Source organism: Lysinibacillus telephonicus (assembly GCF_039654155.1).
Taxonomy (GTDB): domain Bacteria; phylum Bacillota; class Bacilli; order Bacillales_A; family Planococcaceae; genus Ureibacillus; species Ureibacillus telephonicus.
The window spans coordinates 4,065,566-4,088,147 of sequence record NZ_CP155468.1 but is presented as its reverse complement, the minus strand read 5'-3'; the positions used below and the strand labels follow the sequence as shown (position 1 = coordinate 4,088,147).

Annotated in this window: 16 protein-coding genes; 13 read left to right on the top strand and 3 right to left on the bottom strand. The window is 34.0% G+C overall.

Annotation, left to right across the window (positions count from 1 at the left end; all coding sequences use genetic code 11):
• Positions 1-225: 225 nt before the first annotated feature.
• From MKY04_RS19685 to MKY04_RS19670, 4 genes are all read left to right on the top strand, one after another.
• Complete coding sequence (locus MKY04_RS19685; RefSeq protein WP_346235011.1) at positions 226-1,827, top strand: PucR family transcriptional regulator; 1,602 nt, start codon at positions 226-228, stop codon at positions 1,825-1,827.
• A 125-nt stretch (positions 1,828-1,952) separates the two neighbouring features.
• A complete protein-coding gene (locus MKY04_RS19680; protein WP_126293779.1) occupies positions 1,953-3,221 on the top strand; it encodes a cytosine permease in 1,269 nt (422 codons plus the stop codon).
• Positions 3,218-4,321 carry a DUF917 domain-containing protein gene (locus MKY04_RS19675; protein WP_126293778.1) on the top strand — a complete coding sequence of 368 codons (1,104 nt, stop codon included), beginning with the start codon at positions 3,218-3,220 and terminating at the stop codon, positions 4,319-4,321. Before MKY04_RS19680 ends, MKY04_RS19675 begins: the two co-directional genes overlap by 4 nt.
• Positions 4,314-5,864, top strand: a complete 1,551-nt coding sequence (locus MKY04_RS19670; RefSeq protein ID WP_126293777.1) for a hydantoinase/oxoprolinase N-terminal domain-containing protein — start codon at positions 4,314-4,316, stop codon at positions 5,862-5,864. The genes MKY04_RS19675 and MKY04_RS19670 overlap by 8 nt, the downstream gene beginning before the upstream one ends.
• A 254-nt stretch (positions 5,865-6,118) precedes the next feature.
• On the opposite strand, the gene MKY04_RS19665 is transcribed toward MKY04_RS19670, so the two are convergent.
• Positions 6,119-7,018 (bottom strand): TetR/AcrR family transcriptional regulator, encoded by a 900-nt coding sequence (locus tag MKY04_RS19665; RefSeq protein ID WP_126293776.1) that lies wholly within the window; start codon positions 7,016-7,018, stop codon positions 6,119-6,121.
• Between the two features lie 164 nt (positions 7,019-7,182).
• On the opposite strand from MKY04_RS19665, the gene MKY04_RS19660 reads away from it, so the two are divergent.
• Positions 7,183-8,667: a DHA2 family efflux MFS transporter permease subunit gene (locus MKY04_RS19660; protein WP_126293775.1), complete on the top strand. Its 1,485-nt coding sequence runs from the start codon at positions 7,183-7,185 to the stop codon at positions 8,665-8,667.
• Positions 8,668-8,783: 116 nt separating this feature from the next.
• Here the strand turns inward: MKY04_RS19660 and MKY04_RS19655 are convergent, their stop codons facing one another.
• On the bottom strand, positions 8,784-10,352 hold the full coding sequence (locus MKY04_RS19655) for an IS1182 family transposase (RefSeq protein WP_346234597.1): 1,569 nt from the start codon (positions 10,350-10,352) through the stop codon (positions 8,784-8,786).
• Positions 10,353-10,852: 500 nt separating this feature from the next.
• Here MKY04_RS19655 and MKY04_RS19650 point away from each other — a divergent pair, with 500 nt between their 5' ends.
• From MKY04_RS19650 to MKY04_RS19615, 8 genes are all read left to right on the top strand, one after another.
• The gene (locus MKY04_RS19650; RefSeq protein ID WP_346235010.1) at positions 10,853-12,124 is read left to right on the top strand and encodes a diguanylate cyclase; all 1,272 of its coding nucleotides are present in this window, start codon (positions 10,853-10,855) and stop codon (positions 12,122-12,124) included.
• A gap of 210 nt (positions 12,125-12,334) precedes the next feature.
• The gene (locus tag MKY04_RS19645; protein ID WP_346235009.1) at positions 12,335-13,546 is read left to right on the top strand and encodes an EAL-associated domain-containing protein; all 1,212 of its coding nucleotides are present in this window, start codon (positions 12,335-12,337) and stop codon (positions 13,544-13,546) included.
• A 366-nt stretch (positions 13,547-13,912) separates the two neighbouring features.
• Positions 13,913-15,202, top strand: a complete 1,290-nt coding sequence (locus tag MKY04_RS19640; RefSeq protein ID WP_126293801.1) for a LysM peptidoglycan-binding domain-containing protein — start codon at positions 13,913-13,915, stop codon at positions 15,200-15,202.
• A gap of 189 nt (positions 15,203-15,391) precedes the next feature.
• The gene (locus MKY04_RS19635; protein WP_185807672.1) at positions 15,392-17,623 is read left to right on the top strand and encodes a YcdB/YcdC domain-containing protein; all 2,232 of its coding nucleotides are present in this window, start codon (positions 15,392-15,394) and stop codon (positions 17,621-17,623) included.
• 274 nt (positions 17,624-17,897) lie between these two features.
• Complete coding sequence (locus tag MKY04_RS19630; RefSeq protein ID WP_126293800.1) at positions 17,898-18,203, top strand: ArsR/SmtB family transcription factor; 306 nt, start codon at positions 17,898-17,900, stop codon at positions 18,201-18,203.
• A 66-nt stretch (positions 18,204-18,269) separates the two neighbouring features.
• Positions 18,270-19,229, top strand: coding sequence for a cation diffusion facilitator family transporter (locus tag MKY04_RS19625; RefSeq protein WP_126293771.1), 960 nt, complete (start codon positions 18,270-18,272; stop codon positions 19,227-19,229).
• Between the two features lie 127 nt (positions 19,230-19,356).
• Positions 19,357-19,815, top strand: coding sequence for a DUF2243 domain-containing protein (locus tag MKY04_RS19620; protein ID WP_126293770.1), 459 nt, complete (start codon positions 19,357-19,359; stop codon positions 19,813-19,815).
• A 10-nt stretch (positions 19,816-19,825) separates the two neighbouring features.
• Positions 19,826-20,620 (top strand): cytochrome c oxidase assembly protein, encoded by a 795-nt coding sequence (locus tag MKY04_RS19615; RefSeq protein WP_346235008.1) that lies wholly within the window; start codon positions 19,826-19,828, stop codon positions 20,618-20,620.
• Between the two features lie 37 nt (positions 20,621-20,657).
• On the opposite strand, the gene MKY04_RS19610 is transcribed toward MKY04_RS19615, so the two are convergent.
• On the bottom strand, positions 20,658-22,499 hold the full coding sequence (locus MKY04_RS19610; RefSeq protein WP_346235007.1) for a DNA ligase D: 1,842 nt from the start codon (positions 22,497-22,499) through the stop codon (positions 20,658-20,660).
• Positions 22,500-22,582: the final 83 nt, after the last annotated feature.

The window sequence follows — 22,582 nt, the reverse complement described above, 5'->3', positions numbered from 1 at the left end:
AAGATGCCAAACTCCCATTAAACAAAAGCAAAAATATCAAGACAATTACCTAATGCAGGTAGTTGGCCTTTTTGATTTGAATATAGAAATTATTGTAGAAATATTCAATCTTTAATTATGTTATGATAATAATAATTTGATATAAAAATATTGCATTTACGAGTATGTATATAAAAACATCCATATTTATAGTTGGATCTAACAAATCAATATTTAAAAGAAGTGGTGAACGAAAATGGGATAACTGTAAAGGATTTGCTGCACTTGCCGTCCTTTAGGGGAGCGGAAGTTTTAACCGGAAAAAATAATCTTAATCGAACAGTCTCATCTTTATCTGTACTGGAAGTCTCTAATGTAGATTTTTTCTCACAAATTATCCAAACGGTTCAAGAAGAATGGTATGCTGAAGAACTTGTCATAAGCTCCTTTTACTCAATCAGAGATAGTGTTGAAAAACAGTGTGAAACCATTCAGCACCTACATGATTTAGGGGAATTGGGCTTAATTTTATATTATGTGGGAATTGTTTTGCCAGAAATACCAGAAGAGGTTTTGCAATTAGCAGAATCTAAAGACTTTATTATTATTTGTATGCCTAAAAACGATTATTCTCTTCGCTATAATGAAGTTATCTATGAAGTGATGGAAGCGATTATAAGTAATCAAACAGTAAATGATCATTTCGTGAAGGAAACTTTAGAAAAGGTTTCTTTGCTTCCAGAACATTTGCAGAGTGTGGAGATTACGCTTAAATTGTTATCAGATCGCCTAAAAGCAAATATTCTATTGACAAATACAAACTTTGAAATTGTAAATCAAGTGATGTGGCCCCGAAATTCATCCTTAGATGTTTTAAACGCTGTCCAGGAATTTTCAAAATATAATTTGAATGATGGAAAGAAAAAGAAAGAAATAGAAAGTAGCACCATTCCTTGTTTTATAGAATATAAGACGATCCATCAAAAAAACGGAGATTTGCTTTATTTATTTCTTATTAAAGAAAATACGAAATTACCAGGAAAAACTATTGAAAAAATAAGTGAAGTTGTACAAGTCGCTATTAATTTATGGGGCGATAAGCATGATGAAGTGAGTGAATATGCTTTAGTCAAAGCAATCATTAATGATGAAAGTGAAAAAATGCGAAGGTTAGCTAATCAACTTCATATCGATGTTTCTGCTATTCAAATAATGTGGCTAGTTTATATAAATGATTTATCCGAAGAAAAGGCAATTAGAGATGAGTTGGAAGAGCATCTTTCGAAATATTATAAAACGGCAGTAATTCAAACCATCGATCATTGTATTATTGTTCTTTTAGGAAATTGCTCATATAGATACAATGAATATGAGATTGCTAGTGAGTTTATCGAAACAACAAATTTTATTTCCCATATATCAGAAATCACTTATTCTCCTAGAATGAGAAACACTCAAGACGTACGCCGAATGTATCAGTTAGTAAATAATGTTGGAAAGAAGGTTCATTCGATCTTTAAAGACCGTAAGTTGTATACAGCAGCTGAAATTCGGTCGATGAAGCGTGCGATTGATTTCAGTACACAAGGGGAAGAAATGATTGAAGAAAGTTTATCAGTAATTGCCCCAATTCTAAATGATACAGAATCTTTAAGAACATTGATGACGTTTCTTCTAGATGCGAATGGGAATTTTGAAGAATGTGGGAAGCTTTTATTTATTCACAAAAATACAGTGAAATATCGGATTAAAAAAATAAGTGAACTTATTGGAAATGATGTAACGGTTTATTCCGAATTTTATGATGTATATATTGCATGTATGATATACCGATTAATAAATAGTTAGAATCATCCGAATTTTTGTCTAAAAGAACAAAAATTCGGATTTTTTTTTCAATTTTGAAAAAGACTTGTTCTTAAGCCTCCTTTTATAATAGAAAAATAAATTGTTCAGAACAAAGGAGGGTCAATATGAAAAATGATGGAGAGCATCAGTCTTGGTATAGTTTAGGGATTATTTGGGCTGGTGCGATGATAACGATACCAAGTTTATTAGTAGGGAATACACTTATTTCCGGAATGAGTTTATCAAAAACATTATTAGTAACTGTTATTGGGTATGCCGTTGTCGTTATACTCATGATTTTACAAGGAATTCAAAGTACTGACTTAGGAAAGCCAACAGTTCAAGTGGCAGGACAAGTTTTTGGTAAAAAAGGCTCTCGCACGATTATTTCAATAATTTTAGCTATTGCCTGCTTAGGTTGGTTTGGAATTCAAGCAAATGTTTGTGGGGCGGCATTAGCAAATTTATTAGCAGTATACGATATTATTGTGCCTATTCCATTAGCCTCTTTCTTTAGTGGGTTGGTGATGGTAATTTCGGCTATCTACGGAATTAAAGTACTTCGTGTATTAAGTTATATTGCTGTTCCTTTATTGGTTGTAATGTGTGTTATTGGTTTAGTACAAACATTGACAGGGGATAATTTACAGACCATTCAGGAGTATAAACCTAAAGGTAATATGAGTTTTATGGATGGATTAGCAGTAACACTCGGTTCATTTGCATTAGGGGCGGTAATAGCTGGTGATTATTCGCAATATTCCAAAAAACGTTCGGATGTGTTAAAAGCAGCAATCTTTGGCATCATACCAGCTGGGGTACTTATGATCGGCACAGGAGCTGTTTTAACGATTGCCTATCAAACTAGTGATATTACCGCAGTCTTTTTGAATATCGCCACTCCATTTATAGGTGGTGTTGTATTAATCTTAGCGACATGGAAAACAAATTTAGTCAATGCCATCTCGGGTGGAATTGCCTTAGTTAATGTGTTTAACGTTTCTAAGAAAAAAGAAAAAATGGCGGTTGGAATTGCTGGAACAGTAGGTACTCTGTTAGCGGTGGTAGGTATATTAAATTACTTTACACCGATAATGTCGATATTATCAGCGATGATTCCACCAGTTGCAGGCGTCATGATTGCTTCTTACTGGGTTATGAATAAGGGGGATAAAAATAACTGGAGAGAAGTTGATGGTGTAAACCGGTTAGGTATTGCTTCTTGGCTTGTAGGAGCTGTTATTGCCAGTACTCCTGTAGTTTTATCGTTATTTCCAAGCTTGCCGCAAGTACCCAATCAACCTTTAATAGGAATTGTTATATCATTTGTTATTTATTTTATTGGATATCGTATATCAGCACAAAACACTGTCATGTTGGAGGAAAATAGATGAGATATTTAGATAAAGAAGCGATTGAAAATATTGCTATAGGAGCAGCTTTTCTTGGAACAGGTGGGGGAGGAGACCCTTATATTGGTAAGTTAATGGCTCTTTCCGCTATTGAAAAAAATGGACCAGTAAAATTGTATTCAGTAGATGAAATAGAGGATGGAGACTTTTTTATTCCAGCCGCTATGATGGGAGCACCTTCTGTATTAGTAGAGAAATTTCCCCGCGGTGATGAATTTGTTAAGGTTTTTCAAAAACTAGCGAACTATTTAGGAAAAGATAAAATTGCTGGAACGTACCCGATGGAAGCAGGGGGAGTTAACTCGATGATTCCAATAGTGGTAGCCGCACAATTGGATTTGCCTCTCATTGATTGTGATGGGATGGGACGAGCATTTCCTGAACTGCAAATGGTGACCTTCCACTTAGATGGGATTCCGGCGACACCGATGGCTATAACTGATGAAAAGGGGAACATCGGTATTTTTGAAACCATCGATAATAAATGGACAGAGCGAATAGCTCGAGCAGCTACTGTTGAAATGGGAGCTAGTTCATTGGTTAGTTTGTATCCAACAACTGGTGCTCAAATTAAAAAAAGTGGTGTGCATAATATTATTACACTTTCTGAAAAAATTGGAGCAATTATTTCCTCAAAAGATAGAGATCCGAACGAAAAACTCGAAGAATTATTAAAGTTAGTTTCTGGATATGAATTATTCCAAGGGAAGATTGTGGATGTTATACGAGAAACAAAGGGTGGATTTAATTTAGGAAAAATGAATCTTGAAGGTATTGCGGTAAATAAGGAAGAAAATATGAAGGTTCATTTTCAAAATGAAAATTTGATAGCAGAAAAAGATGGTCAAGTTATAGCGATGACCCCAGATTTACTATGTTTAGTTGACTATGAAACTTTATTGCCAGTAACTACTGAAAGTTTAAAATATGGGAAACGAGTACGTGTGTTGGGGTTACCGGCCAATGAAAAATGGAGAACTAAAAAAGGAATTGAAACAGCAGGTCCGAAATACTTTGGGTATGATTACGATTACGTTCCAATCGAGGAACTTGTTAAAAAGGTGGTAGCGAAACATGTATAAAATAGGAATAGATGTTGGTGGAACAAATACAGATGCTATTATTTTAGATGAAAATCGTAATTTAATTCATAGTGTAAAATCGCCAACAAGTTTAGATATTAAAACAGGTATTGAAAAGGCTTTAAGAAATTTATTAAAAGAAGCGAATATCGATAGAACAAAAATAACTCACGCGATGTTAGGGACAACACAATGTACAAATGCGATTGTAGAACGCAAAAAGTTAGCTCGTGTTGGCGTCATTCGATTAGGATATCCCGCAACTGCTTCTGTCTTACCGTATACTGCTTGGCCCACAGATATGGTTGGAAAACTATCTGGGAATTATGCTTTAGTGCATGGTGGTTATGAGTATGATGGACAATTATTGGGACAACTCGACGAGACTGAGATAAAGACACTTCTAGAAAAATGGCAAGATAAAGTTGAATCCATTGCTGTGGTTGGCGTTTTTTCCTCTATTAAAAACGATCAAGAGCTTAAGGTTCGCGATATTATACAAGAAGTTTATGGAGAAGATTTTCCAGTTTCTTGTTCTTCATTAATTGGTTCTGTTGGTTTAATCGAACGTGAAAATGCGACAATTTTAAATGCTGCATTATGCAAAGTAATTGAAACGACAACAACAGGCTTTGCTCATGCTTTAGAGGAAGAGGGAATTTCCAATGTAGAGGTATACTTATGCCAAAATGACGGAACATTGATGTCAATTGACTATGCAAGACAATTTCCTATATTAACAATTGCGTGTGGACCAACGAATAGTATACGTGGTGCTTCTTATTTGGCACAAATTAAGAATACAATGGTTCTTGATGTTGGTGGTACAACTTCAGATATTGGGGTTTTACAAGACGGTTTTCCTAGAGAATCATCTGTAGCAGTTGAAGTAGGCGATATCCGTACAAATTTCAGAATGCCGGATATTATTTCTGTTGGTCTAGGTGGAGGAAGTATTGTAAGAGAAGACAATGGCAAAATTACAGTTGGGCCTGATAGCGTAGGATACAAAATCGGTCAGGAAGCTCTTGTCTTTGGAGGAAAAACTCTCACTACAACAGATATTGCTGTTCGATTAGGATTGGCTGATGTTGGGGATAAAAGTCTTGTTGCACATATAGAAGAAGACTTTGCTAGAGAAGTTTTAGTAGAAATCTCCTCTTTATTAGAACAAGCCATTGATAAAATGAAAACCTCTTCAGAAGACGTACAGCTTGTTTTAGTCGGTGGAGGAAGTATCATTGTTCCGGATACGATTCGAGGCGTATCAAATATTATAAAAGCTGAGAATGGTAATGTTGCAAATGCAATTGGTGCTTCGATTGCTCAAATTAGTGGGCAATATGAACAAATCTATATCTATTCGAAAGAACCACGTGAAGCTTCATTGAAAGATGCTCAAGAAAAAGCAGTGAAGCAAGCTGTATTAGCTGGAGCTGTTTCAGATACAATTGAATTAGTTGAAGTAGAAGAAACGCCGCTTGCATATCATCCAGAAAACGCAACAAGATTAAGAGTGAAAGTTGTAGGGAAAATGCAGTAACAGCGATGGGAACAAAAAATAACTAAATTTCATATAAAAGAGAGTCCCCAAAGTTAAAACGATAAACTTTGGGGATAATTTTTTTATTAAGGTTCTACAATTTAAATAGTTGTACTTAATTCTTTTTGATACGCTGATTTTTTACGGGTTATCATTCTACGTAGCTTTTGGAATCAATCTATATAATTTCTTTTAAAAAATAAGAATAAATTATTAACTATCGCCAAACTATAAATAGGAACTGAAAATATAAATTAATTATTACCCCCACATTTTTTTATATGTAAATAGCGCCAAAAAGCAATAGTGATTTCATTTGCTTCTGCCTCATGTGGTGTATTCTTAAATGGTTTACTAAAGGAGAGTAAAATTGCTTCTAATACGTATATTTTTTCCTCTGTACTTTGTAGTTCCTTTAATAAATAATTAGAAAGTTCGATGCCATTTTCAGGAAAATCATTTGGCAATTTTTCAATAAATCCTTGCAGTTGTTCTATTAACGATTCTTTTGTAACAAGCTGTTCTTCAATCTTTAGATGTAGTGCTTGGATAATATCCGGTGTTATCGTTAAATTTTTTGTTTCAAGAAGACGCGGAATCATAGCATCTATATAGTCTAATACAGATTTTATTACAGCTTCAGGTGAAACTAACTGATTTGTTGCAATGGTAATAGTGCGTATTGTTTGTTGAATCATTCCAGTTGTTTGGACAGCACATTCATAGGCGATATCTCGGATTTTTTCTCCATAAACATCGATAAATCTGCTAGCAAGCCATTCCAATTCAAGAATCATATGTTTTTCAAGTAAAGCTTTTATTTCTTTATCAGCATTACCAGCAAGGGTTTCAAATATTTGTACTAGATTTCGCTTTCGATTGACATGAATTAATAAAGAAATTTGCTTTATGAGAACCGTTTTATCATTTAGTTCTTTATTAACTGCAACTTGATAACGAGCACTGATCGTCTCTTCTCTCGTTTCTTCTAGAATTGCGATTAAGCACTCGCTTTTAGAAGTGAAATGGTTATAAAATGTACCTTTTGAAATATTGGCTGCGGAAATAATGTCATTTATAAATGTATTATTGTATCCTTTTTCAATAAAAAGTTGACGTGCTGCATGGATGATTTGTCGTTTCCTCGTATTCATATCTTCACCTTTTGACTATTTTTTATACTACGAGTATAGTCTGAAAACACTTACATTTCAACATTTTAAATTATGTTTGCTTTTTTATTGAAAAAAATAGACTAGGGGTATAGAATGTATTTCGGGGATTGAAATGAATACAAGAGAGAGAGTGACATACAAAAATGAATTCTGAACAGACGCTGAAAAAGCCCCCTTATTTAATGATTGCTATTTTATTTGTGGGTGCTTTTGTTTCTTTTTTAAATAACACGTTGCTTAATGTTGCTCTACCAACAATGATGGTAGATTTAGATGTTACTTATGCAACGATACAATGGCTTGCTACAGGGTATATGTTAGTAAGTGGAGTTTTAATTCCGGCATCTGCGTTTTTAATTACGCGTTTTAAGACAAGACCGTTATTTATCTTTGCGATGACAATTTTTGCTATAGGGACATTATGTGCCGCAATTGCCCCTAATTTTGCCGTACTATTGACAGGTCGTATGATTCAAGCAGTAGGTTCTTCAGTTATGGGACCTATTTTAATGAACGTTATGTTAATAAGTTTCCCTGTTGAAAAAAGAGGGGCAGCAATGGGGATGTTCGGTTTAGTTATGATAAGTGCACCAGCAATTGGACCAACATTATCTGGTTGGATCGTTGAACATTATGACTGGCGCGTTTTATTTGAAATGATTTTACCGATTGCGATAATTAGTTTACTTTTAAGTATTTGGAAATTGGAAAATGTTCTACCTAACCGAAAAGTTACATTAGATTATTTCTCAATAGTTTTATCATCTATTGGTTTTGGTGGGATTTTATATGGTTTTAGTACTGCAGGTAACGATGGATGGTCTGATCCGATTGTTCTTACAACGATAATCATCGGGGTAATAGGTGTAGTAGCTTTTGTAATTCGACAAATAAAACTGGAATCACCTGTATTAAATATGGAAATCTTTAAGTCTCCACTATTTTCATTATCGGCCATAATCAGTGCAGTTCAAGCAATGGCAATGATGGGTGGAATGATTTTAACTCCAGCCTACGTTCAAAATGTAAGAGGGATTGAACCTTTTGAATCTGGATTAATGATGTTGCCAGGTGCTATCGTAATGGCGATCATGTCACCAATAACAGGACGACTGTTTGATAAGTTTGGTCCAAGAATTTTAGCGGTGACTGGACTTATTATTACATCCGTTTCAACTTTCTATTTATCAAAGTTACAAATTGATTCAACTTATTTCTACATCATCTTTATTTATACAATTCGAATGGTTGGGATCTCTTTAGTTATGATGCCAATTATGACAAACGGTTTAAACTCTTTACCAAGTCGATTAAATCCACATGGTACTGCAGCTAACAATACGATTCAACAAGTAGCTGGTTCAATTGGAACTGCTATTTTAATAGCTGTTATGAATGCACGCACAACTTCTTCTGCCGAAGAATTGGCAAGAGAAGCACAAGCGGGAGCTACTGGTCCTGTGACAAAAGAACAAATGGCAACATTAAAAGCACAAATCACACAGCAAGCATTACTTGATGGAATCCACTTATCATTTATAGTAGCAACTTTAATTACAATTGTTGCTTTAATCTTGTCATTCTTCTTAAAACGAGCAAAAAGTCCAGACAAGATTGAAGCACAATAATTAAATAGAAATGTAAAGGGGCTGGGACATAACTAGCTTCAAATAAAGAGAAAGGTGAATTTGAGTTCCCTCAAATTCACCTTTCTCTCTTTTTTCACATTAGTTCTTCTGTTCCCTTAGTTAATGGCCGTGAATTTTCTTAAATTCACGGCCATTAACGCAAGACCCATTTCATTTTCAACCTTCGATTTTCCTCGCACAGAAAATCGAGTGAAACGCAAATTAGCCTTCAAGAATCCAAAAACTGGCTCCACATCGATTTTGCGTTTTCGGTAGATGGCACTCGTTTTCTCTTCTGAAAGCTTCATTCTTACATATTCTTTTTGTTGTTCCCATTTTTCATTTACTATTAATTTTCGATTGTTGCCTTCTTTTGCTTTTGTACACAATGAACGGAATGGGCATCCAGAACAGTCTTCGCATTCGTAGATTTTGAACTTCCGTTGGAAGCCTGTACGGTCATTACGGATAGAATCATATTGAAATTCAAGACGTTTCTGATTAGGGCATGTATATGTATCTGTTTCTTCATCATATTCCCAGTTGTCGGGATTAAATTTGTTCTGTTTGTACTTTTTCTTTTGTTCCTTCAAATACATGTTATACGTAATTAGTGCTTCTCGTTTTCTGTTCGAAAGGATATCATGATAATTTTGTTCACTACCATACCCTGCATCTGCGACAATGTATTTCGGTAGTTCGAAATAATGTTGCTCAATTTCATCTAGAAATGGAATTAACGTACGTGTATCTGTTGGATTTGAAAATAAACTATAGGCTAAAGCGTATTGTCCCTCTGTCGCGATTTGTATATTATAACCAGCTTTCAATTGCCCGTTTTGCATATAATCATCTTTCATTCGCATAAATGTCGCATCGCGATCTGTTTTAGAATAGCTATTACGTGCGCCAAAAGTTTCAAAGTCTTGTTGGTATTTCTGCTTTCGTAAGACAAAATCAATCAACTGATTACGCACTTGTTTCGGATATTTGCGTGCACTTCTTAAAATTTTTCGTTTTTGGACATCTGATGAAGCCTCAATTTCCTTATCATACTCGGTTACGATATCGTCAACTTGTTGAACCAAATGAGCGAGTTCTTTTAATGATAACTGTTCATCGCTTTCACGTTCGATTTCAGGGATAATTTCTTTCTCAAGTAATTCATTGTATAGCTGGTTGGACTTTTCAATTAAACTTTGATGATATTTCTCAATCGATTTCTTCCATACAAACGTAAATTTATTTGCGTTCGCTTCAATCTTTGTACCATCGATAAAAATGGCTTCTTGATGGATTAGTTTTTCTTCAATCAATTGGCACCGGAATTGGACGAAACATTGGCGAATCAATTCTTTTACTTTTGGATGGACACGAAAACGATTGATTGTACGGTAGCTTGGTTCATACCCTTGAGCTAACCACATCATCCGAATACTATCTTTTAATAACGCTTCAATTTTGCGTCCTGAGAAGACAGATTGTGTGTAGGCACATAAGATAATTTTAAGCATCATGCGTGGATGATAGGCAGGACATCCCTCATTTCGGAGAAATGGTTCAAATGCTTCTGGAGGAATACTTTCCACTAAATGATGCACGTGGTAAGCAATATCATTTTTTTGTAATTTTACTTCTAATTCTAAAGGCAAAACGATTTGATTCATGTTATAATTTTTAAACATAAGGATCCTTCTTTCTGTATAATTTTGTTGTGGTGACTTAATTTTATCAGAAGTGGTCCTTATTTTTTATTTAAAATAATCAAAGCCGGTGAAATTTTACTTATCGTAAAATTTCACCGGCTTTTTCATCAGAGACGGGTTTTGTCCCAGCCTCTAGATTTTGGCAAATTTATTATTTTAGAAGGGTATTGTCTTAATTCATATAGTAGTTCTATCAGTCGAATTTAAACAGGCAACTAATGTAATAAAATTAAATGATGCTACCAGGATAAGCTAAGGTGAATTAGTATGTTTTCAATTCAAAGGAGTTAGCTGTCCTTTCTTTTTCATAAACCTATTTATTCCTGATTAAATTATTATATAAAAATGATAATATGCTGTATCATTGAGTAAATTTACTAAAGAAGTTATTATTGAGGAAGAAAATTTCAAAGGTTGTAAGTTAAAGGATATATTATTTAAATATATCTAAATTTTTTGACATGAAAGGGGCATTTAAATTGGATTCAAAATATTACGAACAATTTTATAAAAATTCTCCAACAGCCTATTCATGTCAAAAGGTCATTTATGATAATGATGGAGTGCCAATGGACCTTGTCTTTTCTGACTATAATAAAGCCTTTGAAAATTTGATGGAATTGCAAGGCGCCGAAACTTTAAACAAAAGATTTATTGATGTCTTTCCTAACTGTTTGGAAAACATAAATGATTGGAACAAATATATTTTAGATGCAGTCATAAATAAAAAGTCTATTCAATTTGATATAATTCCTTTTTCCTCGCAAAAGTGGATTAGAATGATGATCTTTCCATTACAAAGGGACACTCTTGGGTGTATTTACTCTGATGTAACAAAAGAATATATACAGGACAATGAAATTGAGGGCTTTTTAAATGTAAATATTGATATGCTTTCTGTTGTGAATAGTAATGGCTATTTTTTAAGGGTCAACCAAGCTTTTGAAAGAATACTAGGATATAAAGTGGAGGAACTTGAAGGAAGCAGCTTCACAAAACTTGTTCATGAGGATGATTTATCTTCGACTTTAAATAGAATAAAAGATTTGCAAAACCAAAAACATATTTCTACGTTTATAAATAGAGTGCGTAGAAAGGATGGTGTTTATCGGTATTTAGAATGGCATTCACAACTAAATGGAAAATATATTTATTCATCAGCCAGAGATATTACAGAACGAAGAACATTAGAGGAACAGTTATTTGAAAAAAATAAAAATCTTGCTCAACTAACAGAAGAGTTAAAAGAAAAAAATAAAATATTAAAAACACTTGCACTAACAGATGAATTAACAGGGTTATATAATCGGCATTTTTTAGATCAGAAAATAGTTGATGAAATGAATCAATCAGATATAGATAGGCAATCTCTGTCTATGATTATTATTGATATTGATTTCTTTAAACAAGTGAATGACACTTGGGGGCATCCAGTTGGTGATGAGGTGCTTAAACAAACAGCTCAAATATTGAAAAAAATGCTGCGACATTCTGATACTTTAATTCGTCTTGGTGGAGAAGAATTTATGATTATATTACCAGATACAAACCTTGATAAAGCAATAAATATTGCAGAAAGAGTTCGCAAATCGATTGAACAATTTAAGTATCCTATCGCAGGTCAATTAACGGCAAGCTTAGGTGTTGCACAAAGAGAAATGCTTGAGTCGTTCAATGACTGGTATATAAGAGCGGATAATGCACTTTATAAAGCAAAAGAAATGGAAAGAAACTGTGTGGTAAAGGCGTAATTTAGAAAATAAAATTTATAAAAATTCAATCTACTGATTAAATAATCAATTATATTTATAGTATCATATAAACTTCACTTAAAGAATAAATAAATAAAATGTGTATTCTATAATCGAAGCACATTTGATTATGTTATATTTTGTGACACGAATTTTAGTGTATAATTGATGTAATAAAGTAGTCAGAATTTTTATGTGGGGGTTATATGGATGGATGTTCTGGATTTTTTAGATAAATTAGATGAAATCGACGTTTTATTTGAACCAATTTACAGTGCGGATGAACATGTAATTGTGGCGTACGAAGTTATTGGGGAATATACAAACGAGGGGATAACTTTTAACATTACAGATATTACATATGATGAGTCAATTCCTGCAGATATACGATCAGAAATTGAACAATTTTTAGTAATCAAAGCAATTGAAGCTGCAAAAGACGAGTTGTTACAAAAACAAGTAAAACTCTTTCTACCGTGCAATCCAAATTTATTAATGTTAGATTTCGGGGAAAAATACTTCCAAACTTTAAAAGAATCGATGGATGAAAATCTTTTAAGCTATATTTATTTAGTAATTCCTGAGCATAAGTTTAAAGGGGAGTTTGAGCAGCTTCAACATCCAATTCGTTATATTAAAACATACGGTGTAAAGGTAGCCTTGGACAATATTGGATCGGACAGCAACCTTGACCAAATATTAATGCTGGAACCAGCAGTATTGAAAATCAACGTAAGCCAGCTAAATTATAATGCATGGGGAGCTCAAAACCATGTTTTTACTACAATTCAATCACTTGCAGTAAAAATAGGTGCAGCATTAATGTTTGATAATATTCAAACAGACTATCAATTACATCATGCATGGAAAAGTGGAGCCCGCTATTTTAAAGGCGTTTATTTACAGCAGCCATCAAAACGTTTTATTCCAAGAGATACATTAAAAGAACGATTCCGCAATGAGTGTAAGCAATTTATTTCTGCAGAAAAACGATTATTAGAATTAAAGTATGAAGAAATGAAAAAATTACAAAGAACAATTGCAACAATCGTTGAATATACGAAGCCCGATAGTAACGATGTCGAAACATTGTTGCAACTAGCAAATCAATTAGAGAATTATGCATTCCGATTTTATATTTGTAATGATGAAGGTTTTCAGATTTCACCTAATATCGTTCGTAGAAATGGAAAGTGGGATGTTGAAGAAAAGGCTGTAGGGAAAAACTGGAGCTGGCGTCCATATTTCTTATTTAATATTATAAAGCTAAGAAATGATGTAAAAGGCGAGCTTTCTAGTATTTATAGTGATATTGAAACCGGTGAACTAACACGAACTTATTCAATGGCTTTAAATGAACATGAATATTTATTTGTCGATGTTACCTATGACTATTTATATGAGCATAATTTAGTAAACTAAAAATGGATAAACCTTATATGCTTCTCATAGTTTTGATGATTAAATCAAAAACTATGAGAAGTTTTTTTGTTAGATATTTTTTATCGGGAAGTTTCTTATAAGAATTTTAAAAGTATATAGGTGAGTGAATAGGCTTAGAGTCCAACACGATGTTGGTCATGGGAGCGATGTCGCATGGACGCGACGTTCTCTCTCCCCACATAAGCCGCAGATACTGAAACGTATTGATTAAGTAAAAGACAATCTAGTATGAACAATATTTATATGTGTAGACATTTTGTTGTTTTCTGATGTTATGTTCCGGGAAGCGGAAACATAGAATGATAGGTGTAATTACCAATGAACGACAAAAGGGAGGGAAATAAGATTCAAATACATGTTGTTCAACCGGGGCAGTCGTTATGGGGAATAGCACAAGCATATGGTTCAACGGTAGAAAACATTATTCAAGCAAATCAAATAGAAAATCCAGAGCGTTTAGTTGTTGGTGAAGCATTGGTCATTCCAATATACGGGAGCTTTTACTGGGTGCAATCGGGAGATACTTTATACTCTATCGCTCAGCGTTTTGGCGTAAATTATACGACCTTAGCTCAAATCAATGGCATCAACCCGGATGCACCATTAACTGTTGGGATGCGCTTATATATACCACCGATGCAAAGACGAGATGCAGAAGTAAACATTTATATTGAACCAATTGGCGAAACTGTAAGCGAGGAATTATTAAATGAAGCAAGAGCAGTAGGTCCATACTTAACTTATTTAGCGCCGTTTAGTTATGAGGCAAGAAGGGATGGCAGCCTAGATCCTATACCGGTAGAAGGGATTCCGGAAGCTGCAGCTGCTTCAGGAACCACGTTAATGCTTGTTGTCACGAATTTAGAGAATGGTCAATTTAGTGGCGAACTAGGTAGAGCGATTTTACAGAGCTCGGCAGTTCAAGATGTACTTCTTGAGAATATTGTAGAAGAAGCAAGAAGAATCGGAAGTGTTACAGATATTCACTTTGACTTTGAATTTCTTCCGGGAGATCAACGCGAGGCATACAATAACTTCTTAAGAAAAGCGGCGGATTATTTGCATGGAGAAGGGTTTATGATTTCAACTGCTCTAGCGCCAAAAACAAGTGCAGAGCAAGCAGGTCAATGGTATGAAGCACATGATTATAGGGCACATGGAGAAATAGTTGATTTTTCTGTATTAATGACATATGAGTGGGGATATTCGGGTGGCCCACCCATGCCAGTATCGCCAATTCAAGAGGTTGAAAGAGTGTTGGACTATGCTTTAACTGAGATGCCAGCAAATAAAATTATGATGGGGCAAAATTTATATGGATACGATTGGACTCTTCCGTTTGTAGAAGGGGGTCAATATGCGAGAGCTCTAAGTCCTCAAAGAGCAATCGAGCTTGCTAAACAACATGATGTTGTCATTCAATATGACTATACGGCCCAAGCTCCTCATTTTAATTATGTGGATGATGAAGGAAATGCGCATAAAGTTTGGTTTGAAGACGCACGTTCAATCCAAGCAAAATTTAACTTGATGAAAAGATTAAATCTTAGAGGAATTAGTTTTTGGAAATTAGGATTCGCATTCCCGCAAAACTGGCTCTTAATTAATGAAAATTTCAATGTAGTAAAGAGATAGATAACATAAAATTGAGCAGTCACTTAGGCTGCTCTTTTTTAACGCTTATAATAAAACTATTAAGCTTAGTCTTTTTGTAATTCTTAATGCATAGGATAAGTGGGATGAAAATATAAACAGAAATTCCTATTTTTTATCCTAGATAAATATAATAGAATGTTACTAACAAATATTAGGAGGGTTATTTTGGTGAAAATAAATAAAATTGGATTCTCAATAACAGCTGCGGTAATGTCTTTTGGTATGATGTCAGCAGCAAGCGCTGACACAAATAGTGTTGAACAGCCTAAACAAATCGAAATTAAAGTGGCGTCAACGGAAAACACGGTTACTAAAAATGACTTAATAAAAAAATTAAATGAAGTTTTTCCGAATAAATTCAACTTTTTATCAGCAAGCGATTTTCAAATGAGTAGAGGTCATTACTACCCTGAGGATAAGACAGTACGATATGATTTAAACTTTTCGAAAAAAGTACAGGGCAAGGATGTTTATGGCTATATCACCTTTGTAGGTGAGGATTTAGAAATTGAAAATTTTGATTATCAACCTGCAAATGTTGCTGATGCGCTCTTCCCAGCAAAAATCTCTAAGGAAGAAGCACAAAAAATTGCAGAGGATTTTATAAAGAAGTTTCCGAACGGGGAACAATATCAATTTGATAAGAATAATAGTGACTCATACTCTTATTATTCAAATAATCTACTGACGGAGCCAATTCGTTATTCATTTTCATTTATACGCACTAAAAACCAAGTTGAAATTTTTGATCAAAGAATACATGTAACTGTACTTGGCAATGGTGAAATAGTTCAATTTTATAGCTATCCTATGGCAAGTAAGTCTGTAGGATTTGATGATGTTCAAAAAGTGAAAAATAAAGATGAAATATTGGAGAAGATAAAAGAGAATCTTCAAGTTCAATTGCAATATCAAATTAACTATGAATATCCATATGATAAACGAACTGTGGAACTAGTGTATAGTCCATCAGGCCAATTTACCGGTGTACATGCTTTAACAGGACAGTGGCAGACGGAAAGCGGGTTCACTCAAGACTTGCCGAAAGCTAAAGAAATTGAAACAATTGTCCCTAAACCATTAGCGCCAAGACAAGAAGGTATTACTCCTGATGAGGCAAAAAATATTGCAGAAAAACTGCTTAAGGTGGATTCAGATGAAATAACCTTAACAATTGATAGTGTTGAAGAACAAACAGATTATAACGGTAGAGAAGTTTATAGTATTAGTTACATGTATAACTACAAAAATGGCGGCCATGGGACAGTACTGCAAATTGATAAAAATACAGGAGAACTAATTGACTATTACGATATAAAAAATGATGTCTTAGGAGAGCTTGGAAAAACGGATAATAAAAATAAAATAACAAGCGACCAAGCGTTAACAAAAGCAATAAATTATTTAAAAGAATATGCGCCGTCTTATCTACATGAATATGCTTTACCGATCAATGAGCCGTATGCCGATGAAGTAAGTGGCATCTATAATTTTTCATTCCCAAGAGTTGTGAATGGAATTATTGTGTCAGGGGATGGAATCCACATTGGAATTAAATTCGATGGTTCATTAAACAGTTTATCTATAAGTCATCTAGAATTTGAAAATTGGCCGTCAACTAGCAATATTATTTCCGAAGAAGAGGCACTACAACGCTTTAAAGATGGATTAGGTTTGAAGCTTCAATATATAATGCAAGGAAGTAATGATGAAGAAAGTCATTATTCTCTAGTTTATACACCTATCTTTAATGACAAAGGCACAAACTCTTTTGATGCAACTAACGGAGAATGGACAAGCATGTTCAATGAAAAAGATTACCCTGTAATTTCGCATCCAACTGCAGAGCAGGAATTAAATTATCTAATTCAAAATAACATTTTAGAAGTAAAAGATAGTAGCTTTAATGCAGATGCTACGATTACAAAAGGGGAAGCGTTAAAAACAATCGTAAAGTCTTTAACGTATTTCTATGATGAGTATAATATTAGATATGAGGAGCAGGTACATCCTCAAACATTTGAAAACATTGGCCCTGACCACCCTTATTATAGTGTTGTTGAACAAGCTGTATCTATGGGGATTCTAAATCCTAATAACCAAGATTTAAATACAAGCGCCCTAGTTACTCGTGAAGAGCTTGCCGTTTGGTATGTACGAGCACTAGGTTTAGAGCAAGCAGCATCACATAATGATATTTATAAGCTTGATATAAAAGATGCAAAAGAAGTAACTTATACGGGTTATGTTGCATTGGCAGATGCACTAGAATTATTACCAACAGAGAATGATTTATTTAAACCGAAAGAAAATGTTACTTATGCTGAACTAGCAGTTTCAACAATCCGTCTAGCACACAAAGTTTATGAAAACCGAGTTAATGGTTACCGATACTATTAAAGTAAAAATTATTTTAAAAATTTGTTTTACAATTGAGAATCTGCTCATCCTAGTTTTTGAGGATGTGCAGATTTTTCGCCTATTTAGGACTCGTTTATGGAGAATTTTGGCCGAAAATGAGAAGTCTAAATTCGGAACGTTTTATAACAGATTTTTTTCTTATAATTGGTAAAATTAAATGGACAGAATGAACTTTTAAGAATAAAATATTCATATATGAATACATAATCATATACGAATTTATAAAAGGAAGAGGAGATTCAAATTGGAAGAAATGAAAGTTAATCCTCATGATTTAGATGAAGAAACATTGTTTCTTGTATCGCAAACGTTTAAAGCATTAAGTGATCCAACTCGAATTCGTATATTAAATTTACTCTTTAATAAAGAGTATTCAGTAAATGAAATTGCTGAAACATTGGATTTAAGACAATCTACTGTTTCGCATCAGCTTCGTTTTTTAAAAAATTTGCGATTAGTGAAATATCGTCGTGAAGGGACATCTTTATTTTATTCATATGACGATGAACACGTAATGAACATGTTAAAGCAAACGATTGAGCATGCTATTCATAGTTAAATTAAAAACAAACTAACAAATATGATTATATGAACATATAATAATTTATAACGAAGGAGGAGTATCATGGGACATGGACACGACCATGCACATCACGATCATTTACATGGCGCAAATAAAAAAACATTGACAATAGCGTTTTTTATTATAGCTGTTTTTATGTTACTTGAAGTAGTTGGTGGTTTATTGACAAATAGCTTGGCACTGCTTTCTGATGCAGGACATATGTTAAGTGATGCTATCTCACTTGGAGTAGGTGTTTTAGCGTTTAAATTTGGCGAAAGAGTAGCTAACTTTAGTAAAACATATGGATATAAACGATTTGAAATATTAGCTGCGGTTTTTAATGGAGTCACATTAATACTTGTTTCTGTTTTTATTTTTATCGAAGCAATTAAGCGATTTACGTCTCCTCCTGAGATTGCTTCAACTGGAATGCTAGTCATTGCAATTGCAGGGTTGCTTGTAAATATATTAGTTGCTTGGATTTTATTACGTGGTGGGGATACTAAAGAAAATTTAAATTTACGTGCAGCATTTCTTCACGTCGTAGGGGATATGTTAGGTTCTGTAGGTGCTATTGTTGCAGCACTTCTTATAATGTTCCTTGGATGGGGATGGGCGGATCCGCTTGCAAGTATAGTGGTAGCGATAATTGTCCTTATGAGCGGATATAGAGTTACAAAAGATTCCATCCATGTTCTAATGGAAGGTGTACCAAGCAATATACAAATGGATGAAATTATTCGTGTTTTTAAAAATAAAGCTGGTGTAATAGATATACATGATTTACATGTATGGTCCATTACAAGTGGCCAAAATGCGCTTTCCTGCCATGCTGTTGTCGAAGATGATTTGTCGCTCCATGAAAGCCAAGCGCTCTTAAAATCAATTGAACACGATCTAGCCCATTTAGGAATTGGTCATATAACGGTTCAAGTTGAATGCAGTCACCACTCACACGAAAACTCGATCTTATGCAAACACGATAGTTCATTAAATCATCATCATGTTCATAGCCATTAAACATAAACATTAATCTCCACAAACTTGTGGAGATTTTTTCTTTGGAAAACGTAGCCCAACTTATAGATTTTAAGTAATTTGGATAAAATTTGTTTGTTAGAGTATTTGATTAAGGGTGAGCGATGTTATGCAAAAACGGAAAAGTCATACTGATATATCGTTTAATATTTGGTCGGGAATATTTTTTGGTTTAGGGGCTGTTGCTTTTATAGATGAAGCTGTTTTTCATCAACTTTTGCATTGGCACCATTTTTATGATTTATCTACAACTAGTATAGGTCTGATATCAGATGGCTTGTTTCATGCTTTTAGCTGGTTTGCAACAGTTGCATCACTATTTATGGTTGCGGATTTAAAAAAGAGAAGGGTGTTTAATTTTAAACTGTGGATGGGTGCAGAATTATTAGGTGCTGGTTCATTTCAATTGTACGATGGAATCATTCAACATAAGTTAATGAGGATTCACCAAATTCGCTATAATGTTGAGATTATTTATTATGATATTGCTTGGAATGTATTAGCAGCAATTCTTATTGTAATTGGATTTGTATTAATTAAAAAACAAATAAATCTAATCAAAAAGTAGGCGAGGTTTAATGCATACACATCACCAACCAATTTCTGAGAATAATGTATTTGATACTATTATTTTAAGCATACCATTTATGTTTATTATTTTTATATTTATAATGGCTGTTTACATGGCGAATAAAAAATATCAAAGATGGCCTGTTTATCGAATTGTTTTTTTTATTGTTGGGATTCTTTGTATTGCTTCTGCATTAATAGGGCCAATTGCAGAACGTGCCCATACAAGTTTTCAAGCACATATGATAATGCACTTGCTCCTTGGAATGCTGGGGCCGCTGTTAATTAGTCTATCAGCACCGATGACGCTTGTATTAAGAAGCTTATCTATAAAGCATGCAAGACGGCTTAGCAAATTGTTAAAAAGCGCTTATGTGCAATTTATTTGTCATCCGATAACTGCCACGATTTTAAATATAGGCGGGCTATGGGTGTTGTATACTACTGACTTATTTTCGATGATGCATTCTTCAATAATTATTTACACGCTGGTCCACTTGCATATATTTTTAGCTGGATATGTATTTACTATTTCCATGATTTATATTGACCCGACACCACATCCGACAAGTTTTTATTTGCGTGCTTGTATTTTAGTAATTGCAATGGCAGGCCATAGTATATTATCAAAATGGATTTATGCAAATCCCCCAGCCGGTGTCGAAAGTACTGATGCAGAACTGGGTGGGATGATGATGTATTATGCGGGAGATGCAATTGATTTAGTTATAGTTGTAATATTATGTTATCAATTTTTTAAAGGAAATAGTTATTGGGCTAAAAAAGCACACTTGTTATCTTAAAAAGATAATAGTAAAAACCTCCACAGGCCGATGGAGGTTATTTCTTTTTTATAAGCTTTTGAAGAGAGGTTAGTACTGGTTTGAAGTTTTGCACTTTGCCAATTTTAAAGAAATCTTTAAAAGGATCGCCAATTGAATTAATTCGATCTAGTATAGCAGGGATTGGAAATAAGCTTGGGTTCAATTTTTCATTTACTTCATGCCATTGTATAGGTGTTGCAATTAGTCCTCTTTCATTTCCTCTTGGGGAATATGGGGCAATAATTGTTTTCCCTTCAGCATGTTGTACATAATCTAAATACAATTTATTACCACGGTTCTTTTTCAAACGCTCAGTCGTAAACCAACGGGGTTCCTGCTCGCATAAAAAATTACAAACAAACTCTGTGAAAACCCGAGTTTCATCGTAAGAAAATGTATCCTTCGGCAAGGGAATATATACTTGCAATCCTTTTCCACCAGACGTTTTAATAAATGACAGCAGCTTAAAATTATCAAATATTGATTTCATTCTTAAGGCCGCCTCGATTGCAAGCGAAAATTCTTCAACTGATGGCGGGTCTAAATCAAAAACAATTTCAGTTGGATATTTCGTGTCAATCGTTTGAAAAGGTATATGAAATTCTAATGCCAGTTGATTTCCCAACCATAATAAAGAATCAATATCATTACATACAATATAATCAATATCCTCTTCCCTTTTTGTTTCAATAAAATCTGGTATATAGTCAGGCGCGTTTTTTTGATAAAAGCTTTCTCCAGGAACACCATGTGGAAATCGAATGGCTGTTAGTAGTCGATTGTTTAAAAATGGTAGAAAAAATGGAGAAACTTGCTGAAGATAATAAATATAATCATCCTTTACTAAGTTAAGGACAGGCCAAACTGGTTTATCAGGATGAGTAATCTCTACTTTTTCTGGGATTGGATTTAATTGCCGCAGCATCGTTTTCCAAGTTACCTCAGTAGGGTTAACATCAAACCGAAACCCTGCAAAGCGCGGTTCTCGCAACTTATCACCTGTAAGGCTAATACAAGCAACATCAACACAAATGGAAGGTGGAATCTCCCAAGTCATTGAGGAGGTTTGTTTGCCGTTAGATTGAAAAAACTTTGCTAAAGTTTTTAACTCTTCATCAGATAGTCCGTGGCGAAAAATTGTTACTTCTTCTAAGGTTTCTCCCCCAAAAACCGCTCCATTAAAATAGCCATTCTCTTGATCATACTTTGTTAGTACAACTGTAACAATAAGCCAATTTTTCACTTTCAGCCATTGGTTTGAGCGTTTTCCAATTTCCCATAAACTTGTTTTTTTCTTAGCAATTACACCTTCGCCATTATATTTTTTTACTTCATTCCAAACCAAGTTTTCATTTTCAAATATTTCTATCGACTGGATTTCTCCCTTAACTTGAAAATTTGGTTGAAGCGAAAATTGTAATAATTGAAAGATGTCAGTTAAAACCTTTTTTCTTTCTGTTAGTTGGGATTGAGTTAAATCCTTTCCTTTATAACGGAGGACATCAAACACAATTAGACTGCAAGGGAATGTTTTGCTTGCCTCGGTTATTGTTTTTTTTGCTCTCATTTTCCCTCGAGATTGAACAATCGAAAAGTTACTTTTGAAATTATTCACTAGGTAAACAATCTCTCCGTCGAGTGTAATTGGCAACAGAGGAGCGATTCGTTCATATTGTTCATTACAAAATTGAACAATTTCGGGAAAAAGGTGTGTAAGCTCTTTGCCGTTGCGACTAATGAAGATTGGCCCATTTTCTTCTAAATGCAGGATGCATCTATAGCCATCATATTTCACTTCATAAATCCAATCATTTCCGTTAGGTAATGAATCAGCAGAAGTTAAAAGCATTGGTTTCATATTAAAATCCTCTTTTTTCTCTTAGTTTTTTGACTGATTTGCTTCTGTTATACATAGAAAAGAGGTATATGCGTGCATAATAA